Source organism: Corynebacterium faecale, from assembly GCF_030408735.1.
Taxonomy (GTDB): domain Bacteria; phylum Actinomycetota; class Actinomycetes; order Mycobacteriales; family Mycobacteriaceae; genus Corynebacterium; species Corynebacterium faecale.
The window spans coordinates 590,213-608,353 of record NZ_CP047204.1; the positions used below are offsets into that span (position 1 = coordinate 590,213).

Below are 18,141 nucleotides of genomic sequence, written 5' to 3' on the forward strand. Positions count from 1 at the left end.
CGATACACTTCCTTCGAAATTGCTGGCGATCACTATTTTTCTAATACTCTAGACCTAACGGTAGTCAGCATGTTTAACGCTCCCCTTGTTCCTCAAACCGTCTAGGTGTTCGGTCAGGAAAAACAGGGTGTGGCCGAATCTCCGGTGAAAAACGACTAGCGTGGGTTCATGGACGAACACGCATTGCTGGAAGCGGTCAGCGTGGCCCGTGGGGCCCGGAATATCGAGGTGTTCACGGGTGCCGGAATGAGTGCGGATTCCGGACTGGAGACCTACCGTGATGAAGACACCGGTGTGTGGTCGAAGGTGGATCCCCAGGCGATGGCGAGCATCTCAGCGTGGGCGAAGGACCCGGAGCCTATGTGGGCGTGGTATCGCTGGCGCGCCGGGATCGCCGCGAAGGCGGAGCCCAACGCGGGTCATCGTTCGATCGCCTACTGGGAGGGCAGTCATCTGGTGGACACAGTGCATGTGACTACTCAGAACATTGATAATCTTCATGAACGCGCAGGGTCTACCGGCGTCACACATCTGCATGGGAGTCTCTTCCATTTCAGATGTAGCGTCTGCTCCCGGCCGTGGAGAGACGACGGGGATTACCCGACCGAACCCGTCGAACGTCTCACCCCGCCGAGCTGTCCCTTGTGCGCCAATCCAGTGCGCCCGGGAGTGGTGTGGTTCGGCGAAGCGCTGCCCCAGGATGAATGGATGCTGGCGGAACAGCGCATGAATGACACTGATCTGGTGGTGATTGTGGGTACCTCCGGCATCGTGTACCCGGCGGCGTCCCTGCCCGTGATCGCCCATCAGCGCGGGGTGCCCATCCTGGAGATCACCCCGCATGCCACTGACCTCACCCAGATCGCCAGCTATTCCTGGCGTACCACGGCAGCCAGCGCATTACCTGCGCTGGTCAGGGAATTAGGGGCTTGATGCCCGTTCATGCCCGCCGACCCCCACGGGGTACCACTCTGCCATGATGAGAAGGCATGATGGAGGGCATGAAAAAGAATTTCGGAGCAGGAATGCTGAAAACCATTGGCACGACAGGTCTGATGGCTGTCGCAGCAGCAGGACTCGTGGCGTGTTCACCACCCAATGAAAACCCGGCGGCCTGCAATGACGTGACTCCGGAGGACACCGCGTTCGGTCAATACCTCGATGCCGGTGAGATTCCCACCACCGGTGACGAGCCCTTCCGCTTCGAGGTCACAGACAACCACTTTGATGCTTGTGACCGCATCAGCTGGCTCGGTCTCAGTGGTACCACCCAACCTGAAGGCGGTGAACAGGACAGCAGTGGTTTTGTGGTGTTCTTCCAGGATGGTGATTTGGTGACAGATCCGAAGCCTGTCCAGATGGGTGCCGCGCCCCTGGTGGAGCGCAATGATGCCGATGACCAGGCCACTGTCCAATTCGGTCATTACGCAGCTCCCGGCGAGGTTGTGACCATGGATCTGCGTGTGTTCACCTTCGATTATGTTGACGGAAAGATCGAGGTCGCTGATCGGGATGAGTATGACTCCTACGCTGAGGGGCGTAACCAGTTGAGCATGGCCGCCGACGGGGTGTGCTCCGCGGATGTGGAGGATGAATCCGGGGACACCGATGACGCGGCAGCCTCAGCAGGTTCCGCAGCGGCCTGCTGATCTGAACACTGATCTGAACACTGACCTAAACACCGATCTGCACACCCCCAGAGCCCCCTTTTGAGACAAGGAGCCGCATTCACATGTTCACCGATACCGACATGACCCATCTCCGGCGCTGCGTGGCACTGGCGGCTACCGCCCTGGACAAGGGCAACAGCCCCTATGGTTCGGTGCTGGTGTCCAAGCAGGGGCAGGTCCTGTTTGAAGATCACAACCGGGACGGGGACGGTGATAATACCCGCCATCCTGAGTTTGAGATCGCCCGATGGGCAGCCAGCAACCTCACCAAGGACCAACGTGCCGGATCGGTGGTGTACACCTCCACTGAACACTGCCCGATGTGCGCAGCTGCTCATGCCTGGGTGGGCCTGAATCGCATCATCTACATCTCCTCTGGCCAGGAGGTTGGGCAGTGGTACTCGGGCTGGGGTGCAGAACCCACCCCGGTGGCCAAGCTTCCCATTAACCAGGTAGCACCCGGTGTGAGGGTGGAAGGGCCGGTTGCACAGTTGACGGACAATCTGAAGGAGATCCACCACCGCTATTTCCAGCATCTGACACGTTAGACTCCGCCGGGGAAGCCCAGCTGGCGCCATGCCTCATAGGTGGCCACCGCCGCGGAGTTGGAGAGATTCATCGAGCGGCGCCCGTCTAACATCGGGATGCGGACCTCGTCGGTGATGCGCGGATGCTCAACATGAGCGCGGGGTAATCCGGTGGGTTCGGTACCGAATAACAGGGCGTCGCCGGGCTGAAAGCTTAAAGATGTAAACCATTTCGACGCCTGCGTGGTGAATGCGAAGATGCGCCCGGGAAGTGCGGCGAAGCAATCCTCGATGGTGGGATGGATGGTCACATCGGCCAGGTCGTGATAATCCAGGCCGGCCCGCCGGAGGTGTTTCTCCGTCAGGTCAAAGCCTAAGGGTTCAACTAAGTGCAGGTGGGCACCGGTTCCGGCGCACATTCGGATGGCATTTCCGGTGTTGGGCGGGATGACGGGATTGTCAAAGATGACATGTAGTGGTGGGACAGACATGGGAAAGATTGTAAGGCGTGGAATAATGGCGTAGGTGACTGCTATCAAACTTGACGGAAACCTGTACCGCGATGAAATCTTCGCAGACCTCGCGACCCGCGTCGCCGCACTGAAGGAGAAGGGCATTGTGCCGGGCCTGGCCACTGTTTTGGTGGGTGATGATCCGGCCTCTCATTCTTATGTGAAGATGAAGCACCGTGATTGTGACCAGATCGGTGTGAATTCCATCCGCAGGGATCTGCCTGCGGATGTTTCGCAGGAGGAACTCTTTGCGGTGATCGATGAGCTCAACGCGGATGACTCCTGCACGGGTTATATCGTTCAGCTTCCACTGCCGAAACACCTGGATGAAAATGCTGTGCTGGAGCGGATTGATCCAGCTAAAGATGCCGATGGTCTTCATCCGGTGAACCTGGGCAAGCTGGTGCTCAATGAGCCCGCGCCCCTGCCCTGCACCCCGAACGGTTCCATCAGCCTGCTGCGGCGTTTCGGTGTGGAGCTCAATGGGGCAAAGGTGGTGGTGATCGGTCGTGGCATCACCGTGGGCCGCCCGATCGGGTTGATGCTGACCCGCCGTTCCGAGAATTCGACTGTGACCCTGTGCCATACCGGAACCAAGGATCTTGCTGCAGAAACCCGTGACGCTGACGTCATCATCGCTGCCGCTGGCCAGCCGCATATGCTCACCGCAGATATGGTTAAGCCCGGCGCAGCTGTCCTCGATGTGGGTGTTTCCCGTAAGGACGGCAAGCTCGCCGGCGATGTGCACCCAGATGTGTGGGAGGTCGCCGGGTCAGTGTCCCCGAACCCTGGTGGTGTCGGCCCGCTCACCCGCGCGTTCCTCGTCCACAACGTGGTTGAACGAGCAGAAAAACTGGCGGGACTCTAGGGCCTCGAGGATATCTGCCGTGAACACCCCCATCCCTCAGTCCGAGATGCTGGCCAATCCCCACGACCGGGAACTCTCCCGGTCACGGCTACCTGTGGTCGTGCAGCGGATCGGGGTTTGGTTGTTCCTTCTGGGAGTTCTTGTGGCGTCGTTATTTGCTTTTACAGATCACTGGCGACGCGCCACGTTCACCCTTGGTGCTTCGATGATCTTCCTCGCAATCCTCCGTCTGAGCTGTGATTCCCACATCATGGGTCTGCTGGCGGTGCGATCCCGGCGTTTCGATGCCTTCTACTGCACCGTGATGGGAGCCTTGATGAGTTTCCTCGCCCTGTCGGTCGATTCTCTGGGAAGTTAACCCAGAGGGCGGATAAACCTGGAATCATTGATCCCCGCCCTGTCTGGGTGCCCATCCCTTTAACCTGGATCCACCGATGTAGTTCGGGTTCCAGCGGCGTGGGAATAAAAGAGATGCCCTTCTGGGCTGGGATAATACGACTTGTCGAAGGTCCGTATCCCCAATTCAGGAGGGCATCTCTCAGATGCAACTATCTCACACCCTTGCTGCGGTGTCAGCATCATTCGACGACCCGAACCTCGTGTCGGCCGCCGGCCTGGTCCCGATCATGCGCCTGGCCGACGAAGCCGGGCTGACTGCCCTGGCCCAGGACCGGTTGAGCGTACCGACCGACAAAGGCGCGAACGCAGGGGCCAAGATCGCCACACTTGTCGGCGGGATGACCGCCGGTGCCGACTCCATCGACGACATGGACCTTGTGCGCCACGGCGGCATGAGCACACTGTTCGACCGGATCTACGCCCCGTCCACACTGGGGTCGTTCCTCCGGGCGTTCACCTTCGGGCACGTCCGCCAGCTCGACGCCATAGCCTCCCGATTCTTGGTAGGTCTGGCTGCACAGGCCCCGGCCCTGGCGCCTGCTACCAGCAGTAACTATGTCTTCGTCGATGTCGACGACACGATCATCGAAGTCCACGGCCATAAAAAGCAGGGCTCCGGCTTCGGCTACTCCAAGGTCCGGGGCCTCAACGCCCTGTTGGCCACGGTGACCACGCCTGAGTCGGCGCCGGTGGTCGTGGCCCAACGACTACGCCGTGGCTCCTGCGGGTCCCCACGCGGTGCTGGGCGCCTGATCGCCGATGCGATCGCCACCACCCGACGCCTGCCGGGCTTGCAGCAACAGAAGATCCTCCTGCGCGCGGACTCCGCGTACTACGGCCACCCGAGTATCAGTGCCGCCATCAACGCCGGGGCGGATGTGTCGGTCACCGCCCGGATGACCAGCACCGTCAAACATGCCATCGCCACGATTCCCGACAACAGGTGGCAGACGATCCAGTACACCGACGCGATCTTTGACGAAGACACCCAGCGCTGGATCTCCTCGGCCGAGGTCGCCGAAGTACCGTTTATCGCGTTCAGCTCCCAGAAGAAGGCCCACCAGGTGCCCGGCCGCCTGGTCGTGCGCCGGATTCCGGAGCTGAACAAGAAGGATGTCGATCAGCCGGGGCTGTTCGACCTGCACCGGTTCCACGCGGTGTTCACCACCGCAGATTCTCAGCTGCTGGACACCGTCGCCGCCGACAAAACCCACCGACAGCACGCCGTGATCGAACAGGTCAACGCGGATGTGAAGGCCAGCGCCCTGGCGCACCTGCCGTCGGGGAAGTTCACCGCCAACGCCGCGTGGCTCGTCTTGGCGGTGATGGCGTTCAACCTCACCCGCACAGCCGGTGCCATCGCCGGTACCGGGCTGGCCAAGGCCACCACCACGACGATCCGGCGCGCCGTCGTTACGGTTCCCGCCCGGATCGCGCGCAGCGCCCGGCGGCTGGTCCTGCACTTACCTGAAAGCTGGCGGTGGGAACCGCAGTGGACTCGGCTGTTCGACCACACTCACTCCCCGCAGCCTGACCGCCCAGCCGACCCCTTCAGCGTGAGATGACAACAATTCGTGGAACAACCAGAACAAAGCGTGATCTGGGGACTGTCTCTGCTCGAAAACTCCGGACGTGCCCGACACCGAAATCAACCGCTCATCAAGGGCACATCGGTGGATCGAGGTTTAACTACCCTGCGGGGGCTGCAGCCAAGCTTGGATCCCGGAATACCGAGTGAACGGCGGAAGCACCCTCGTCTGCGGGGTGACCGTTGATATCCAGGAACACCTCCGGGCCATCTATCAGGAGGGATAAGCCGTCCTGATCAGGGTTTGCGGGGTTTTCGGACAACAGGAAAGTCGTCTCATCGATGGAATCGGCGATCCTGTCCCGTTTATCGGGGGACGTCCCTTCATCTCCCAGGCAGAGCCAGTCCGCGGTGACTTCGGTGATCAGATCTCTCTGGGAGTCGGAGAGATCGGCACCGCTGAGTCCACCGCCTCCGGGTGTGGTCAACGCGCGGAGTTGCTCTTCGCTGAGGCTGTGGTAGAAATCAACGGCTGAGTCATGGAGTGAAGTGACGGGGGCATCAGGGGCACGGAGGTCCGTGGTCTGCGTGATGCTCTCCGCATCGTGGCCGGTCATAGCGATATGCCCGGACTCCAGTGTCATCACCCCACTGGCCGCGAGCTGCGCGTGCAACCCGATCATGGGACCGTCCACAGTCAGTTTCCACCGTTCATCCGCAGCGGGAATCCGGGAGAAGTGAAGGTAGTGGGGTTCCGCCTCTGGCGAGCTGATGATGTGCCCGAGAAGCGCATTGGTTGTGGAGTAGGAGTTCTCATTAAGCAGTGATTCAAACACCTGCAACATGGTGACCTGTTGCGCCCGGGTCAGGTCATTGAGTAACAGACCTTCATTGAGGATCTGATGCTGTTGTTCCGCATCAAGATACTCCATGAATGCCCGCGCTGTCAGCGATGTTTGCCGGCTCGCGGTATGGCTCATGGTTGCGCTCTGTGGGGCGCTTGTCGACGCTCCGCTGGTTCCCGTTCCCATCACCGTCCCGACCCTGGGTGGTTCCGCATCCGACGCCTGACCGTCGGGGCGGTCAACGCTGCAGGCGGCAAACGTCAGACTGCCAGCAGCGAGTGTGGTGGCGAGCGCACATGCGGTGCGTCCACGGCGGGAGATCAACAAAGTCACATCCTTCAATGTAGGTCCGACACCATGGGTGAAGCGTTAAATTAGCTGTGAACATGTATCAGGATTGTTATGTTGCGCAGTAATGCCCTCCCTGACGGTGGTCATGGGAGGGCATTATGTGCAGATTATCCGAGGCGGGGCCGGCACCCCGTCACCTGATGTCAGGTGTGCAGATTTCTATCCTGGATTCCGGTCTTGGGTACCGCGAGCACCGCAATGAGGGAAATGGTGGAGATGACTGCGATGTAGATTCCGATGGACATGGACGTTCCGGTGGAATCCAGCAGCATCTCGGCGATCATCGGGGCGAAAGCTCCACCGATGATGGAACCGATTGCATAGCCGATGGATACCCCGGAGAGACGAACACTGGCGGGGAACATCTCTGCGTAGAGTGCAGGCTGCGGGCCATATGTGATTCCGAGCAGGACACCCAGGATCACCACGGCGATGCCGAAGAACAGCGGGTTCGCGGTGTCGATGAGCAGCCAGGTCGGGATTGCCCAGATGATCATGGCCAGGTAGCCAATGGCGAAGGTCCGACGGCGACCCCACCGATCGGAGGCAGCTCCGAAGTAGAGGGTGGCGATGATCCATGCGACCGCGGTCAGGGAGGTCAGCAGCAGAACAGTGGGGCGACCCATGCCGAGTACACCGGTGCCGTAGGAGACGAAGAAGGCGATGGCCAGGTACCCTGCGGCGTTGACACCAGCGAAGATGAGGGCTGCAAGCATGACCGTCTTCGCATGCTTCCTGAACAGCTCGGACAGCGGTGCGGAGGACTGCTTCTTCAGTTCCTGCATCTCAGAAAAGACAGGGGACTCGTGAACCAGGCGGCGGATGAAGAAACCGACTCCGATGAGAACCACACTGGAGATGAACGGGATGCGCCAACCCCAGGACTCAAACTGTGCAGGGGAGAGTGCTGAGGTCATCACGAGCATGAACACAGTGGCCAGGAGCATGCCGGCAGGCACACCGACCTGTGGGAATGCGCCAAAGAATCCTCGGCGGCCCTTGGGTGCATGTTCGACAGCGATGAGTGCTGCTCCACCCCATTCGCCACCGGCGGAAATTCCCTGAAGGATGCGGAGCAGCACCAGGATCAGTGGCGCGGCGATTCCGATCTGGGCGTAGGTGGGGAGCAGGCCCATGGCCACAGTGGCACCACCCATGCCCACGAGGGTGAGAACCAGTACCGGCTTGCGGCCGAAACGATCACCGAGATGACCTGCGATAACAGCGCCGAATGGTCGGAAGAGGAAGCTGATGCCCAGTGAGGCCCACGCGATGATCTGAGCGATGGAGGCACTCGAGTTGCTGGCAGGATTGAAATACTGGGTTGCAAAAATCAGACCCGCGGCCTGGGCATAGATGAAGAAATCAAACCATTCAATGGTGGTGCCCACCATTGAGCCGGCGAGAACCTTGCGGTGTTCCGGGGTTAGTTGCTTGGAAGAGTTGGTTCCGGCGGGGCTGGTAGGGGCGAGAGCGGCGTCGCGCTGGTCTGTGATGATGGTGTTATTTGTCATCAAGTGGACTTTCTGCAGGGCACAGTGGCTGTGCGACCGGTAGGGGAGAGGTCTTTCAGGTGCGCTGAGTCAGCAACCCGGTAGGGGGCGGGTTGCCAGTTACTGTGGAGAAATTAGTTGGCGTTACGGAGATCCAGCAGGCGCTTAGCCTTGCCCTCACCGCTGTCAACGCGGTCGCAGATATTGATTTCCACGGAGACGCCGATGCGGTCCTTGATCTGCTTGCTCAGGCGGGCAGAGGCCATGGCGATGTCCTCCGCGCTGCATCCCGGGGTGTGTTCCACGGTGAGGGTGAGGTGGTCCATGCGGCCCTTCTTGGTGAGGACGCACTGGTAGCGAGGACGGAGGACGGGATCCTCGACAATGATCTCCTCGAACTGGCTGGGGAAGCAGTTCACTCCACGGAGAATGATCATGTCATCATTACGGGCACTGATCTTGTCGATACGGCGCATGGAGAACGCGGTGCCCGGCAGGATACGGGTCAGGTCATGGGTGCGGTAGCGGATGACCGGGAAGGCCTCCTTGGTCAGGGAGGTAAGCACCAGTTCACCGTAGGAACCATCGGGCAGCACCTCGCCGGTGACCGGGTCGATGATCTCTGGGTAGAAGTGATCTTCCCAGATGGTCAGCCCGTCCTTCGTTTCGATGCTTTCCTGAGCCACGCCCGGGCCCATGACCTCAGAGAGTCCGTAGATATCTGTGGCGTCAATGTCGAAGCCCTGCTCCAGGTCCCGTCGCATGCCTTCAGACCATGGCTCGGCACCCATGACGCCGACGCGGAGGGAGCTGTCGCGAGGATCCAGTCCTTCAGCACGCATGCGATCCAGGACGGTCAGCATGTAGGAGGGAGTGCCCAGGATGGCGTCCGGCTGGAAGTCCTTCATGATCTGGATCTGGCGTTCAGTCTGTCCACCTGATGTGGGGATGACCGTGGCACCGAGCTTTTCCACGCCGTAGTGGGCGCCGAGACCACCCGTGAACAGTCCATAACCGAAGGTCACCTGGACCTTGTCGCCGGCGCGGATACCACCTGCACGCAGGGAACGGGCAACGAGGTTGGACCAGTTCTCGATGTCATTGCGGGTGTAGGCGACAACAGTCGGGCGACCGGTGGTGCCGGAGGATGCATGGAGACGCACGATCTGGCTCTGAGGAACAGCGAACATTCCGAAGGGATACTCGCCCCGCAGGATCTCCTTGTCGGTGAAGGTGAACTTTCCAAGATCGGACATCTCCCGGAAATCATCCGGGTGAACGCCCGCCTCATTGAATGCAGCCCGGTAGTGGGGGACATTGAAGTAGGCATGGCGCAGGGTGTTCTTGGTCCTGGCGATCTGGAGCGCCGTGATCTCGTCGCGTGATGCGTACTCAATTCCCGTCTGAGGGCCGGTATGGGTGGAGTGAATTTCAGTGACGGAAGTCATTGGGTTGTTCCTTTCTGGCGGTGCGCGGTCCTTAAGGTGGTGCGCATCCTGGCCCGGTGACGGGCGAGGCAGTGACCTGCGGTATTCCTGGCTGTTGGTAGCTGTCCGAGGGATCGGCCAGTGTTGGGTGAGTACGTTTCCCCAATTACCAACTGACCAGTCGGTAAGTTGGTATGTGATGGACGCTACATTAACCTGCGTTCTATTTCCAGAGTCACACAAGATTTAAGGGCACCCCCAAGGGGTTATTGCCCCCGCCATGTACCCCTGTTCGGACAGTGCACATCGGACTGACGTGGGTTAATGGGTGGATATTCCCTTGAAAACGAAGTCTGGCATCAGTTTGCTCAGCTCTTCCGGGGAGGTGGACCCGTCTGGTCGGTACCACTCCACGATTGAGTTGATCATGCCGAAAGTGAGCCGGGCGACCATGCCGGCGTCGAGATCGGAGTGTACGGCGCCCTCGGCCTGGGCGTCGGCCACGAATTGGATGAGTTTCCGGGTGATGGCGCGCCTGCGCTCCAGGATCTGCTTCTCCACCTCAGTGTTTCCACGAAGACGTAGTAAGAGGGTGACGTTCTCGGGGTTTTCGCACAACACCAGGGTTGCGCCGCCGATTGCCGCGGTCAGGCGGTCCTTGGCGTTGCCATCCAGCTCCTGGGCGGAGTCGATGACATCAAAGAGCGACTCCAGGGCCTGGTCGGTGGCGGCCACCATAATTTCCTCCTTGGAGGTGATGTGGTGATAGATCGCCGATTTTGTGACCCCGAGCGTGGTGGCGAGGGATCCCATTGATGTTGCTTCATAACCGTGGGTGTTGAACTGGTTAACCGCGATGCGGATGACATCTTCACGTGTATAGCCTGGCCGGCCCCGGGTGGTGCTCGGCGTTGCGGTGGATATTTGGGACATGGTTTCTCCTTTTTTGTGGCCATCCCTGATGGTGTCGTGGCATGGCCAAATGTGATTTCCCCGCGGGGTGTGGGGAATATGCGTACACTCCTCCCCATATTACCGTCCGTTCGGTAAGTAAATATTACGATCGTCTTATTTGGAGGAGTGTCATGACCCAGACCGTTGAAAATGTACAGGTTCTCGCGCCGGGAGTGGCCGCGGGGCCGGAATTTGAGCATGTGCGGGCCATGTATGCCCGGGATGAGGCATCCAAGGGGATTGGCTTGACCGTCACTGAACTTTCTACGGAAGGTGCCCGGGGTCACTTTACCGTTAGGCCGGAGATGTGCAATGGCCATGGAACCGCCCAGGGCGGAATTCTCTTCACTTTTGCTGACGCGATCTTTGCCGGCGTATGCAATGCGTCCGGGGATACTGCCGTGGCGTCCCAGGTGGGCATCCATTACATCTCGCCAGCCCGTGTGGGTGAGCTGGTGGAGGCGGAGGCTGTCAATCGGCAGACGTGGGGGAGGAATGGGGTTACTGATGTCGTACTGCGCGTCGGCGATCGCGTGGTGGCGGAGTTCCGTGGCACTTCACGCGTGGTCAAGGGGGTCTAAAAATCACCCCCGGCACCGCGGGTGAGCTGCAGTTAGATAATCTGCACCTCCCTTACTGTGCCGGGGCTCACCGCATCGGTTGACGCAGATCACACTGTCGTCATATACTGACCGGGCGGTCGGTTAGTAAATAAGGAACCGGCACCCACTTCATAACTACAGCCACATACCTCGCCCCTACGAGCGGCGAACCTGCGGGTACACCGCGACATCTACGAGGAGGACCCCACATGACCACAGCTACCCCGGAGCTTCACGCAGCAGAAGAAGCACAGGCGCAGGAGCACTTCGATGCTCTGATCGCCAAGGATTCACGCATCGAACCATCTGATTGGATGCCCGCCGCCTACCGCAAGACGCTGACCCGTCAGATCTCACAGCATGCTCACTCTGAGATCATCGGCATGCAGCCGGAAGCCAACTGGATCACCCGGGCCCCTTCCCTCAAGCGCAAGGCCATCCTCATGGCCAAAGTCCAGGACGAGGCGGGACACGGCCTTTACCTCTACTCCGCAGCGGAAACCCTCGGTACCAGTCGCGATGAACTCGTGGACCAGCTGCTCAGCGGCAAGGCTAAGTACTCCTCTATCTTCAACTATCCGGCACGCACCTGGGCGGATATCGGAGCCATCGGCTGGCTCGTCGATGGGGCCGCCATCGCCAACCAGGTGCCACTATGCCGCGCATCGTATGCGCCCTATGGCCGTGCCATGGTTCGAGTCTGTAAGGAGGAATCCTTCCATCAGCGTCAGGGTTGGGAGATCCTCTACGAACTGGCCAACGGCACCCCGGAGCAGAAGCAGATGGCCCAGGAAGCCATCAACCGCTTCTACGGCCCGGCACTGCAGATGTTCGGCCCACCGGATGATGATTCCCCGAACTCGAGGCAGTCCATGGCTTGGAACATCAAGCGTCTGTCCAATGATGAACTGCGCCAGCGTTTCGTGGACATGATTGTCCCGCAGGCAGAGGGACTCGGCCTTCACTTCGAAGATCCGGACCTCAAGTGGAACGCGGAACGCGGCCACTACGACTACGGCGAGCTCGACTGGGCTGAGTTCAAGTCCGTCATCAAGGGCGAAGGCCCCTGCAACGTGCAGCGCATGCAGCGTCGTCGTCAAGCATTCAACGATGGGGCGTGGGTCCGCGAGGCGGCCGCCGCCTACGCAGAACGCCAGCGCCCGGCTGCCACCCAACTCACCGCCTAACAACCGCCCAATATTCAAGGAGACCACCCGAAATGTCGAATCAGTCCTGGCCCATGTGGGAAGTGTTTGTCCGCACCTCCCGTGGCCTCTCCCACGTCCATGCCGGTTCCCTGCACGCAGCCGATGCCACCATGGCGCTGCGCAACGCCCGCGACCTGTACACCCGCCGCAATGAGGGCACCTCCGTCTGGGTCGTCCCAGCCGAGGTTGTCGTCGCCTCTGATCCTGATTCCAAGGGCGGCTTCTTTGAATCCTCCCAGGGCAAGAACTACCGCCACGCCACCTACTACTCCAAGGCCGAAGGGGTGCCACACCTGTGAGCAGCTACGCAACCGTGGATTCCGCGACCCGACAGACCCAGGGCGATGGAATTACCGCAGAAGACATCCAGAACACCGGAGCAGTCGCATCTGAGGATGTGGCCAATTACACACTCACCCTCGCTGATGATGCCCTCATGTTGGCCCAGCGTCTCGGCTGGTGGATCTCCCGTGCACCGGAGATGGAGGAGGATATCGCGATCGGCAATATCGCCCTCGACCTCGTCGGCCATGCACGTTTCCTCTACAGCTACGCAGGCACCGCCTGGGGCAAGACCGAGGATGACCTCGCCTACTTCCGCGATGAGGAGGAGTTCCGCTCGGCACGCCTCACCGAAACCGAGAATGGTGACTTCGGCCAGACCATCGCCCGTCAGCTGATCCTGTCCCATTACTTCCTCGGCCTCTATACCGCGCTGCAGGATTCCACCGATGAGACCCTCCAGGCCATCGCGGCCAAGGCTGTCAGGGAAGTGGAATACCACGCAGACCACGCCAACCAGTGGACCCTGCGACTGGGCCTGGGCACCGAAGAATCCCACCAGCGCATCAGCGAAGGCCTCTTCTACATGTGGCCCTACGTGGCGGAGCTGTTCGAGGATCTCCCTCTGCACACCACCCTCGCCGCCACCGGCCAGGCTGTGCTGCCATCCAGTCTCCGTGCGGATTTCGACCGCAACATCGCCTATGTGCTGGAGGAGGCTGGCCTGGAAGTTCCACAGACCCCGTCTGCCCGCAGCGGTCAGCGCACCGGAGCATTCAGCGAACACCGCGGTTATATCCTCGCCGAGATGCAGTCCCTGGCCCGCCGCCACCCCGGCGCCAGCTGGTAACTATTTTCCCTGAATCCCACCCTATATATAAGGAGCAACCGTGAACGCCTCTGACATCGTGATGCCTATGAGCACCGTGAGCCCTGTGAGCCATCCACTGCGCCCCACCGGGGAAGCAGAAGCACAGCTCTGGGACATCGCCGCCACTGTTCCTGATCCGGAGATCCCGGTGATTTCCATCGCGGACTTAGGCATCCTGCGTGGTGTCCGGTTCGAGGGCACCACCGCGGTCATCACCATCACCCCGACCTACTCCGGGTGCCCGGCGATGGATCGGATCACCAGTGATGTCAAGGAGGCGCTCCTGGGTGCGGGATTCACCGATTCCACGGTCGAACTGGTTCTCCACCCGGCCTGGAGCACAGACTGGATGACCGAGCACGGCCGCGATCAGCTCCGTGACTACGGCATCGCCCCACCAGCCCGCCGCTCAGATGACGGTGGTAACCGCGTGGTCAGGCTGACTCTCACGATGCCAGAAGCCATCGCCTGCCCCCAGTGTTCCTCCACCAATACCCGAAAGCTCAGCCACTTCGGCTCGACATCCTGCAAGTCTCTGCACAACTGCCTGGACTGCCTCGAGCCCTTCGACTACTTCAAGGTGCACTAATGACTACTCCCACCCTCACCAAGCCAAAGGCAAAGTTCAACGCCCTCACTGTCTCCGAGGTGCGTCGACTCACCGACGATTCCGTCGAGGTCAGCTTCGAGGTTCCAGAGGAACTCCAGGCAGATTACGATTATGTTCCCGGCCAGTATGTGGCCCTACGCGCGGAGATCGAGGGCACCGAGATTCGCCGGTCCTATTCCATCTGCGATATTCCCCGCCCCGGTACCATCCGGGTGGCTGTGAAGAAGAACCTCGGTGGATTGTTCTCCACCTGGGCCAATGAGACACTCCAGGTGGGAGACACCCTCGAGGTGATGAACCCGCAGGGTGCGTTCACCTCCCGCACCCATGTCACCTCGCTCAATGACGCTGATGCGATCGCCGAGAAGGCAGGCAATGCCAACCTGGTGGCCATCGCAGCAGGTTCCGGCATCACGCCCATCATGGCGATTGCCCAGACCGTTCTGGCGGAGAACCCACAGGCCACCTTCGAGATTGTCTACGCCAACAAGGGCGGCGCGGATGTCATGTTCGCCGAGGAGATCGGCGACCTGAAGGATAAATACCCCAGCCGCTTCGCGGTCCACCATGTGCTCTCCCGCGAGCAGCGCGTCAACCCACTGTTCTCCGGACGCATTGACGACGAAAAGCTGGCACTCCTCCTGGACAAGGTTCTGCAGACCTCAACCATCAAGGAATGGTTCCTCTGTGGCCCCTTCGAGTTGGTCCAGTTGTGCCGCGATGAACTGGATGGCCGGGGAGTGGACGCCCAGGATGTCCGCTTCGAGCTCTTCACCACCGGTAAGCCCGGTGATGGACCGGGCCAGGGTAATACCGGCCGCCCCGTGATCACTGATCCGGAGGGGGATAACATCACCATCTCCTTCACCCTCGACGGACTCTCCGGGTCCATTGATTCTCCCGTCAGTGCCAAGGAATCCGTCCTCAACGCTGCCCTGCGGGTACGTCCGGACGTTCCCTTCGCCTGCGCCGGCGGTGTCTGTGGCACCTGCCGCGCCAAGGTGGTTGAAGGCGAGTATGAGATGGATGAGAACTACGCCCTGGAAGCCGATGAGGTTGCGGCCGGATATGTCCTGACCTGCCAGACCCGCCCGACCGGCGACAGCCTGGTCGTTGACTACGACGCTTAGGAATTCTCTCCCGTGATTAATCTTCATATTGAAAACAACACCGCTGAAGTAGTCCTCAATAATCCCACAGCCATGAACGCTCTCTCCGAGGGGGATCTGAAGGATTTGTCCGCCGCCTACACCGAGGCCGAGGTCCGCGGTGTGCGTGCCCTCATCCTCCGCGGTGAAGGCAGGGGTTTCTGCGCCGGTCGTAATATCCGTGGCATTGTGCCCGCTGATGATGATGCAACCGACTACCTGGCCAACAAGGTCACCCCGGTGTTGAAGCAGATGAGCAACTTCCCTGCTCCCACCTTTGCAGCCGTCCAGGGTGCTTGTCTAGGTGTGGGGCTGGGGTTGACGATTGCCACGGATGTCGTCTACGTCGCCGAGGACGCGAAGTTTGGATCCCCCTTCGCCAACCTGGGGGCCACCCTTGATTCCGGTGGGCATGCACTCTTCTTCGAGCGTCTCGGAGCGCACCGCGCCATGGACCTCATCGTCACCGGGGACCTGATCTCGGGGGAGGAGGCAGTCCAGGCTGGTCTGTTCTCCCGTGCGGTACCGGCTGATCAGCTGGTGGACATCACCCGTGCTGCAGCCCAGAAGGCCGCCACCGGTGCCACCCAGGCGTTTCTCACCAGCCGCGCGCTCATCCAGGATCTCCGAGATCAACGCATCGGGCTGTGGGCCTCGATGGAGAAGGAGAATATCGCGCAGGGGCAGCTGTGCTCATCGCAGGACTATGCCGAAGGTTTCGCCGCTTTCAATGAAAAGCGGTTGCCGGTGTTCGCTGGCCGCTAGTGTGCAGTTGAAGCGTCGATAAGCAGTTTTTCACCCAGCGTCACCAACAACCATCTCAAGGAGCCCCACAACCATGACCACCCCCAATGCCTACCTGGTGTCTGGCCGACGCACTCCCGTTGGCCGCTATGGCGGCGCGCTGTCCACAGTGCGCCCTGATGATCTCGCGGCACTGACCATCAAAGCCGTCATCGAGGATGCCGGTATTGATCCGTCCGCCGTGGATGAGGTTATTCTCGGTAATGCCAACGGCGCCGGTGAGGAGAACCGGAATGTGGCGCGCATGGCGTGGTTGCTCGCAGGCTATCCGGATTCTGTCCCCGGCATCACCGTCAACCGGTTGTGCGCATCGGGGATGTCCGCCATCACCATGGCGGCGAACATGATCAAGGCCGGCGACGCGGACATCGTGGTGGCAGGTGGCGTGGAATCCATGTCACGTGCCCCGTGGGTGCAGGAGAAACCAGCCACCGCTTTCGCCAAACCAGGCGCCATCTTTGATACCTCCATCGGCTGGCGGTTCACCAACCCGGTGTTCGCCGCGCAGGACAAGACCACCTTCTCCATGCCGGAGACCGCCGAGGAAGTGGCACGCGTCAAGGACATCAACCGCGAAGATGCTGATGCCTTCGCCGTGGAATCGCAACGTCGCGCAGTGGCAGCCATCAACGCAGGCCACTTCAAGTCGGAGATTGTCCCCGTCGAGGTGAAGGGCAGAAAAGGCCAGGTCACCGTGGTGGACACCGATGAGGGGCCCCGCGAAGGCACCTCCGCAGAGGTACTGGGCAAACTGCGCCCCGTGGTGGCAGGTGGTGAGGTGGTGACTGCCGGCAACTCCTCCACACTCAACGATGGTGCATCAGCGATCCTGGTGGTCTCTGAACGTGCCATCGAGAAATTTGGTCTCAAGGCCCGCGCCCGGATCATCGGGGGAACCAGCGTGGGGCTGGCTCCTGAGATCATGGGCATGGGCCCGGTGCCGGCAACACAGAAGGTGCTCGACCGCGCCGGCTGGACTGTCGGTGACCTGGACGCGGTGGAGCTCAACGAAGCCTTCGCCACCCAGTCCCTGGCCTGTATCCGGGAGCTGGGTCTGGACACCGACAAGGTCAACACCTGGGGTGGCGCCATCGCACTGGGGCACCCGCTGGGATCCTCCGGATCACGAATCACCATCACGCTGCTGAACCGCCTGGAACAGGAAGGTGGCACCAGGGGAGTGGCCACCATGTGCATCGGTGTCGGCCAGGGGGCCGCAATCGCAATCGAGAGGATCTAACAATGACCACTGCTATTACTACTGACACCACACTCAACCAGGGTTTTACGGCCCTCACCCTCACTGAGACCGATGATTATCTGCTGGTGGAATTGACCCGACCCGAGGTGCGCAATGCCATCGATGAGACCATGGTCAGTGAACTCCATGAGGTGTGTGCCTACCTGGAACAGCAGCCGAAGACCCTCATCATCACCGGGTGTGAGGTCAATGGCAGGGGGATTTTCGTCTCCGGGGCTGACATTGGCCAGCTGCGGGAACGCCGCCGTGACGATGCCCTCCGCGGCATCAACAACATGCTTTTCCACCGCATCGCCCAGCTCCCCGCGCCGGTCATCGCAGCCGTGGACGGCTATGCACTCGGCGGGGGACTGGAGCTGGCGCTGGCCGCCGACTTTCGTCTCTCCACCCCGACTGCCAAATTCGGTCAGCCGGAAGCTGGCCTTGGCATCATTGCGGCTGCCGGAGGCCTGTGGCGACTCAAGGCGCTGATCGGTGAGGCGGTGGCCAAGGAGATTCTTCTGGCCGGCAAGGTGCTGGACGGCCATGAGGCACTGGCCGTGCACCTGGTCACCGAGGTCCATGAACCGGCAGAGCTTCTCGACGCCGCCCTCGCCCTCGCCGGCCGTATCGCCCAACTCGATCCCCTGGCTGTGCGCATCTCCAAGCAGGTCATGGCGATGCCTGCCGGTGCGCACCCGCAGGTGGACAACATCGCGCAGGCGATCCTCTTTGAATCTGAGGCCAAGTTCGACCGGATGCAGGCCTTCCTCGACCGTAAAAAGAACAAGTAAACAGGAGT

General features: G+C 60.7%; 20 protein-coding genes. 15 read left to right on the top strand and 5 right to left on the bottom strand.

Going from position 1 to position 18,141, the window contains the following annotated elements; genetic code table 11:
* Window positions 1-168: 168 nt before the first annotated feature.
* The 3 genes from CFAEC_RS02745 to CFAEC_RS02755 all read left to right on the top strand — a co-directional run bounded on the left by CFAEC_RS02745 (window position 169) and on the right by CFAEC_RS02755 (window position 2,218).
* Window positions 169-933 carry an NAD-dependent deacylase gene (locus tag CFAEC_RS02745; RefSeq protein ID WP_290278595.1) on the top strand — a complete coding sequence of 255 codons (765 nt, stop codon included), beginning with the start codon at window positions 169-171 and terminating at the stop codon, window positions 931-933.
* A gap of 68 nt (window positions 934-1,001) precedes the next feature.
* Window positions 1,002-1,649 carry a hypothetical protein gene (locus CFAEC_RS02750; RefSeq protein WP_290278598.1) on the top strand — a complete coding sequence of 216 codons (648 nt, stop codon included), beginning with the start codon at window positions 1,002-1,004 and terminating at the stop codon, window positions 1,647-1,649.
* A gap of 83 nt (window positions 1,650-1,732) precedes the next feature.
* Complete coding sequence (locus CFAEC_RS02755; protein ID WP_290278600.1) at window positions 1,733-2,218, top strand: nucleoside deaminase; 486 nt, start codon at window positions 1,733-1,735, stop codon at window positions 2,216-2,218.
* Here the strand turns inward: CFAEC_RS02755 and CFAEC_RS02760 are convergent.
* On the bottom strand, window positions 2,215-2,688 hold the full coding sequence (locus CFAEC_RS02760) for a tRNA (cytidine(34)-2'-O)-methyltransferase (protein WP_290278602.1): 474 nt from the start codon (window positions 2,686-2,688) through the stop codon (window positions 2,215-2,217). The two genes, CFAEC_RS02755 and CFAEC_RS02760, sit on opposite strands and share 4 nt — an antisense overlap.
* A 34-nt stretch (window positions 2,689-2,722) precedes the next feature.
* Between CFAEC_RS02760 and CFAEC_RS02765 the strand changes: the two genes are divergently transcribed.
* The 3 genes from CFAEC_RS02765 (at window position 2,723) to CFAEC_RS02775 (ending at window position 5,541) form a co-directional block, all read left to right on the top strand.
* Entirely contained in the window at window positions 2,723-3,577 is an 855-nt protein-coding gene (locus tag CFAEC_RS02765) for a bifunctional methylenetetrahydrofolate dehydrogenase/methenyltetrahydrofolate cyclohydrolase (RefSeq protein WP_290278604.1), read from the top strand.
* 46 nt (window positions 3,578-3,623) lie between these two features.
* Window positions 3,624-3,935, top strand: coding sequence for a DUF3017 domain-containing protein (locus tag CFAEC_RS02770; protein WP_290279790.1), 312 nt, complete (start codon window positions 3,624-3,626; stop codon window positions 3,933-3,935).
* Between the two features lie 184 nt (window positions 3,936-4,119).
* On the top strand, window positions 4,120-5,541 hold the full coding sequence (locus CFAEC_RS02775) for an IS1380 family transposase (protein WP_290278605.1): 1,422 nt from the start codon (window positions 4,120-4,122) through the stop codon (window positions 5,539-5,541).
* Window positions 5,542-5,665: 124 nt separating this feature from the next.
* On the opposite strand, the gene CFAEC_RS02780 is transcribed toward CFAEC_RS02775, so the two are convergent.
* The 4 genes from CFAEC_RS02780 to CFAEC_RS02795 all read right to left on the bottom strand — a co-directional run bounded on the left by CFAEC_RS02780 (window position 5,666) and on the right by CFAEC_RS02795 (window position 10,553).
* Entirely contained in the window at window positions 5,666-6,682 is a 1,017-nt protein-coding gene (locus tag CFAEC_RS02780; protein ID WP_290278607.1) for a DUF3500 domain-containing protein, read from the bottom strand.
* A gap of 161 nt (window positions 6,683-6,843) precedes the next feature.
* Window positions 6,844-8,094, bottom strand: a complete 1,251-nt coding sequence (locus CFAEC_RS02785; protein WP_435384271.1) for an MFS transporter — start codon at window positions 8,092-8,094, stop codon at window positions 6,844-6,846.
* A gap of 233 nt (window positions 8,095-8,327) precedes the next feature.
* A complete protein-coding gene (locus tag CFAEC_RS02790) occupies window positions 8,328-9,641 on the bottom strand; it encodes an AMP-binding protein (protein WP_290278611.1) in 1,314 nt (437 codons plus the stop codon).
* Window positions 9,642-9,941: 300 nt separating this feature from the next.
* Window positions 9,942-10,553 carry a TetR/AcrR family transcriptional regulator gene (locus tag CFAEC_RS02795; RefSeq protein ID WP_290278613.1) on the bottom strand — a complete coding sequence of 204 codons (612 nt, stop codon included), beginning with the start codon at window positions 10,551-10,553 and terminating at the stop codon, window positions 9,942-9,944.
* Between the two features lie 152 nt (window positions 10,554-10,705).
* On the opposite strand from CFAEC_RS02795, the gene paaI reads away from it, so the two are divergent.
* From paaI to CFAEC_RS02840, 9 genes are all read left to right on the top strand, one after another.
* Complete coding sequence (gene paaI, locus CFAEC_RS02800; protein ID WP_290278615.1) at window positions 10,706-11,155, top strand: hydroxyphenylacetyl-CoA thioesterase PaaI; 450 nt, start codon at window positions 10,706-10,708, stop codon at window positions 11,153-11,155.
* A gap of 230 nt (window positions 11,156-11,385) precedes the next feature.
* Window positions 11,386-12,363, top strand: coding sequence for a 1,2-phenylacetyl-CoA epoxidase subunit PaaA (paaA, locus tag CFAEC_RS02805; RefSeq protein ID WP_290278616.1), 978 nt, complete (start codon window positions 11,386-11,388; stop codon window positions 12,361-12,363).
* 32 nt (window positions 12,364-12,395) lie between these two features.
* Window positions 12,396-12,683, top strand: a complete 288-nt coding sequence (gene paaB, locus CFAEC_RS02810; RefSeq protein ID WP_290278618.1) for a 1,2-phenylacetyl-CoA epoxidase subunit PaaB — start codon at window positions 12,396-12,398, stop codon at window positions 12,681-12,683.
* Window positions 12,680-13,516, top strand: a complete 837-nt coding sequence (gene paaC / locus CFAEC_RS02815) for a 1,2-phenylacetyl-CoA epoxidase subunit PaaC (protein ID WP_290278620.1) — start codon at window positions 12,680-12,682, stop codon at window positions 13,514-13,516. Before paaB ends, paaC begins: the two co-directional genes overlap by 4 nt.
* Before the next feature lie 67 nt (window positions 13,517-13,583).
* Window positions 13,584-14,126, top strand: coding sequence for a 1,2-phenylacetyl-CoA epoxidase subunit PaaD (gene paaD / locus CFAEC_RS02820; RefSeq protein ID WP_290279791.1), 543 nt, complete (start codon window positions 13,584-13,586; stop codon window positions 14,124-14,126).
* Window positions 14,126-15,277, top strand: coding sequence for a 1,2-phenylacetyl-CoA epoxidase subunit PaaE (gene paaE, locus CFAEC_RS02825; RefSeq protein ID WP_290278622.1), 1,152 nt, complete (start codon window positions 14,126-14,128; stop codon window positions 15,275-15,277). Before paaD ends, paaE begins: the two co-directional genes overlap by 1 nt.
* A 12-nt stretch (window positions 15,278-15,289) precedes the next feature.
* Complete coding sequence (locus CFAEC_RS02830) at window positions 15,290-16,060, top strand: enoyl-CoA hydratase/isomerase family protein (protein WP_290278624.1); 771 nt, start codon at window positions 15,290-15,292, stop codon at window positions 16,058-16,060.
* Between the two features lie 73 nt (window positions 16,061-16,133).
* Window positions 16,134-17,339: a thiolase family protein gene (locus CFAEC_RS02835; RefSeq protein ID WP_290278626.1), complete on the top strand. Its 1,206-nt coding sequence runs from the start codon at window positions 16,134-16,136 to the stop codon at window positions 17,337-17,339.
* A gap of 2 nt (window positions 17,340-17,341) precedes the next feature.
* Window positions 17,342-18,133: an enoyl-CoA hydratase/isomerase family protein gene (locus CFAEC_RS02840; protein WP_290278627.1), complete on the top strand. Its 792-nt coding sequence runs from the start codon at window positions 17,342-17,344 to the stop codon at window positions 18,131-18,133.
* Window positions 18,134-18,141: the final 8 nt, after the last annotated feature.

What these genes read in the sequence shown, in the direction of transcription:
- paaI (WP_290278615.1), top strand. Translation starts at nt 10,706, where the DNA reads ATGACCCAGACCGTTGAAAATGTACAGGTTCTCGCGCCGGGAGTGGCC.
- CFAEC_RS02795 (WP_290278613.1), bottom strand. Translation starts at nt 10,553, where the DNA reads ATGTCCCAAATATCCACCGCAACGCCGAGCACCACCCGGGGCCGGCCA.
- paaD (WP_290279791.1), top strand. Translation starts at nt 13,584, where the DNA reads ATGAGCACCGTGAGCCCTGTGAGCCATCCACTGCGCCCCACCGGGGAA.
- CFAEC_RS02770 (WP_290279790.1), top strand. Translation starts at nt 3,624, where the DNA reads ATGCTGGCCAATCCCCACGACCGGGAACTCTCCCGGTCACGGCTACCT.
- CFAEC_RS02840 (WP_290278627.1), top strand. Translation starts at nt 17,342, where the DNA reads ATGACCACTGCTATTACTACTGACACCACACTCAACCAGGGTTTTACG.
- CFAEC_RS02755 (WP_290278600.1), top strand. Translation starts at nt 1,733, where the DNA reads ATGTTCACCGATACCGACATGACCCATCTCCGGCGCTGCGTGGCACTG.
- CFAEC_RS02750 (WP_290278598.1), top strand. Translation starts at nt 1,002, where the DNA reads ATGAAAAAGAATTTCGGAGCAGGAATGCTGAAAACCATTGGCACGACA.
- paaA (WP_290278616.1), top strand. Translation starts at nt 11,386, where the DNA reads ATGACCACAGCTACCCCGGAGCTTCACGCAGCAGAAGAAGCACAGGCG.
- CFAEC_RS02835 (WP_290278626.1), top strand. Translation starts at nt 16,134, where the DNA reads ATGACCACCCCCAATGCCTACCTGGTGTCTGGCCGACGCACTCCCGTT.
- paaB (WP_290278618.1), top strand. Translation starts at nt 12,396, where the DNA reads ATGTCGAATCAGTCCTGGCCCATGTGGGAAGTGTTTGTCCGCACCTCC.
- CFAEC_RS02790 (WP_290278611.1), bottom strand. Translation starts at nt 9,641, where the DNA reads ATGACTTCCGTCACTGAAATTCACTCCACCCATACCGGCCCTCAGACG.
- CFAEC_RS02745 (WP_290278595.1), top strand. Translation starts at nt 169, where the DNA reads ATGGACGAACACGCATTGCTGGAAGCGGTCAGCGTGGCCCGTGGGGCC.
- CFAEC_RS02775 (WP_290278605.1), top strand. Translation starts at nt 4,120, where the DNA reads ATGCAACTATCTCACACCCTTGCTGCGGTGTCAGCATCATTCGACGAC.
- CFAEC_RS02785 (WP_435384271.1), bottom strand. Translation starts at nt 8,094, where the DNA reads ATGGTGGGCACCACCATTGAATGGTTTGATTTCTTCATCTATGCCCAG.
- paaE (WP_290278622.1), top strand. Translation starts at nt 14,126, where the DNA reads ATGACTACTCCCACCCTCACCAAGCCAAAGGCAAAGTTCAACGCCCTC.
- CFAEC_RS02760 (WP_290278602.1), bottom strand. Translation starts at nt 2,688, where the DNA reads ATGTCTGTCCCACCACTACATGTCATCTTTGACAATCCCGTCATCCCG.